At 65.8% G+C, this 1,016-nt stretch carries 1 protein-coding gene; it reads left to right on the forward strand.

Annotation, left to right across the window (positions count from 1 at the left end):
- A partial coding sequence (locus LG388_RS26600; RefSeq protein WP_225785547.1) for an inovirus Gp2 family protein occupies nt 1-855 on the forward strand: 855 nt, incomplete at its 5' end.
- Nucleotides 856-1,016 lie beyond the last annotated feature (161 nt).

Consider the following 1,016-nt stretch of genomic DNA (forward strand, 5'->3'; position numbering starts at 1 on the left):
CTGCGCGCGTCGGCGCAGCGTCAATTCGCGGCCGACTGGCAGGCGCTGGAAGCGCGCGCAGCGCGCGGGCTTGTCTCAGTATCAACAAGTGGTTTTGCGGGGTTGCCGACTGCCTTCCGGTGGTCCGCCGAGTGCATCACCATCGACAAGCACGCGGCGCGCGTCTCGCGCCTGCGCAAGGCGGTTGGCGTCGGCAGCAAATGCCACCTGAACCTTTCCGAGGGGGCAGGGCACAACAACGTGATGGTCACCCTGACCTACGCCGGCACGAACGCCGATTGGCAACCCCGGCACGTCAGCGACTACATCCGCAAGGTGCGCCAGTGGTTCAAGGGCCGTTGCCCCGGCGAGAGGCTGCGTTACGTGTGGGTGGCCGAGCTCCAGCAGCGGGGCGTGATCCATTACCACGCGGTGTTCTTCCTGCCGCCTGGCGTGCGGATGCCGCGTGCCGACAAAAAGGGCTGGTGGCCGCACGGCATGACCAACACCCTCAAGGCGACGGCTCCTGTCGCCTACCTCATGAAGTACGCCAGCAAGGTCGAAAGCAAGACCGTAGGAGGGTTCCCCCGTGGAGCACGCATTCATGGCTGCGGAGGCCTTGACGCTGTGGGCGCTGCTATTCGGCGCTGGTGCCTGTGGCCTGCGTATGTGCAGGGCAATGCTTCGGTCAACGACCGTTTTCGACCTGCGCCGGGAGGCGGCTATCTCAATGCTGAGACAGGCGAACACCTCGCATCCGAATGGGCGCTCACTGGCGGCGGCCATGCATCTTTTATCCGAGTGCGGACCACGCCACGGCGCATTGACGCGGCCGGCCCGTTTTCCTGGCTCCCCGAGTCGTCAACTTTGCACTGAGGCCCCGCATGGCTGTTGAAGTTTCCCCTTTGCTCTCGGACATCGCCCTTGCGGCCGGAGCGGTCGGCTCTGTCGGCCTCGCGTGCCTCTTGGTGCTCGGCGCGGTACATGCCGCGAAGTGGTGTCGCATGGCCCTCGGCTACGGCGATGTGCCGGCCGCA

The sequence above is a fragment of the Xenophilus sp. Marseille-Q4582 genome, from assembly GCF_916700565.1.
In the GTDB taxonomy this organism is placed as follows: Bacteria; Pseudomonadota; Gammaproteobacteria; order Burkholderiales; family Burkholderiaceae_C; genus Xenophilus.